The organism is Streptomyces sp. NPDC005728 (assembly GCF_040630895.1).
Taxonomy (GTDB): Bacteria; Actinomycetota; Actinomycetes; order Streptomycetales; family Streptomycetaceae; genus Streptomyces.
In genome coordinates this window covers 1-1741 of record NZ_JBEXYL010000277.1, presented here as the reverse complement: position 1 = coordinate 1741, position 1741 = coordinate 1, and the positions used below count along the sequence as shown (strand labels likewise).

General features: G+C 57.6%; 2 rRNA genes. Both read left to right on the top strand.

Features of this window, described 5'->3' with window-relative positions:
* Positions 1 to 1008, top strand: a 16S ribosomal RNA gene (locus tag ABZ471_RS48535); the annotation flags it as partial.
* A gap of 302 nt (positions 1009 to 1310) precedes the next feature.
* Positions 1311 to 1741: ribosomal RNA gene (locus ABZ471_RS48530) — 23S ribosomal RNA — on the top strand; the annotation flags it as partial.

Here is a 1741-nt window from a genome sequence, read left to right as displayed (position 1 = left end):
AGCGTTGTCCGGAATTATTGGGCGTAAAGAGCTCGTAGGCGGCTTGTCACGTCGGGTGTGAAAGCCCGGGGCTTAACCCCGGGTCTGCATTCGATACGGGCTAGCTAGAGTGTGGTAGGGGAGATCGGAATTCCTGGTGTAGCGGTGAAATGCGCAGATATCAGGAGGAACACCGGTGGCGAAGGCGGATCTCTGGGCCATTACTGACGCTGAGGAGCGAAAGCGTGGGGAGCGAACAGGATTAGATACCCTGGTAGTCCACGCCGTAAACGGTGGGAACTAGGTGTTGGCGACATTCCACGTCGTCGGTGCCGCAGCTAACGCATTAAGTTCCCCGCCTGGGGAGTACGGCCGCAAGGCTAAAACTCAAAGGAATTGACGGGGGCCCGCACAAGCAGCGGAGCATGTGGCTTAATTCGACGCAACGCGAAGAACCTTACCAAGGCTTGACATACACCGGAAAGCATTAGAGATAGTGCCCCCCTTGTGGTCGGTGTACAGGTGGTGCATGGCTGTCGTCAGCTCGTGTCGTGAGATGTTGGGTTAAGTCCCGCAACGAGCGCAACCCTTGTTCTGTGTTGCCAGCATGCCCTTCGGGGTGATGGGGACTCACAGGAGACCGCCGGGGTCAACTCGGAGGAAGGTGGGGACGACGTCAAGTCATCATGCCCCTTATGTCTTGGGCTGCACACGTGCTACAATGGCCGGTACAATGAGCTGCGATACCGTGAGGTGGAGCGAATCTCAAAAAGCCGGTCTCAGTTCGGATTGGGGTCTGCAACTCGACCCCATGAAGTCGGAGTTGCTAGTAATCGCAGATCAGCATTGCTGCGGTGAATACGTTCCCGGGCCTTGTACACACCGCCCGTCACGTCACGAAAGTTGGTAACACCCGAAGCCGGTGGCCCAACCCCTTGTGGGAGGGAGCTGTCGAAGGTGGGACTAGCGATTGGGACGAAGTCGTAACAAGGTAGCCGTACCGGAAGGTGCGGCTGGATCACCTCCTTTCTAAGGAGCACTTCTCACCAACTCCGGTTGGTCAGAGGCCAGTACATCAGCGAATGTCTGATGCTGGTTGCTCATGGGTGGAACGTTGATTATTCGGTCAGGACCTCGGGTCGGAGGCTGCTAGTACTGCTCGTAAGAGCGTGGAACGCATGATCTCCGGACAGGGTCTGGCCGGGCACGCTGTTGGGTGTCTGAGGGAATGACTTCCTTCAGTTGCCGGCCCCGGTGAAGCATCGTGTAAGCGGTGTGTGACGGGTGGCTGGTCGTTGTTTGAGAACTGCACAGTGAACGCGAGCATCTGTGGCCAAGTTTTTAAGGGCGCACGGTGGATGCCTTGGCACCAGGAACCGATGAAGGACGTGGGAGGCCACGATAGTCCCCGGGGAGTCGTCAACCAGGCTTTGATCCGGGGGTTTCCGAATGGGGAAACCCGGCAGTCGTCATGGGCTGTCACCCGCTGCTGAACACATAGGCAGTGTGGAGGGAACGAGGGGAAGTGAAACATCTCAGTACCCTCAGGAAGAGAAAACAACCGTGATTCCGGGAGTAGTGGCGAGCGAAACCGGATGAGGCCAAACCGTATACGTGTGAGACCCGGCAGGGGTTGCGTATGCGGGGTTGTGGGATCTCTCTTCTGTCGTCTGCCGGCGACAGGACGAGTCAGAAACCGTTGATGTAGGCGAAGGACATGCGAAAGGTCCGGCGTAGAGGGTAAGACCCCCGTAGTCGAAAC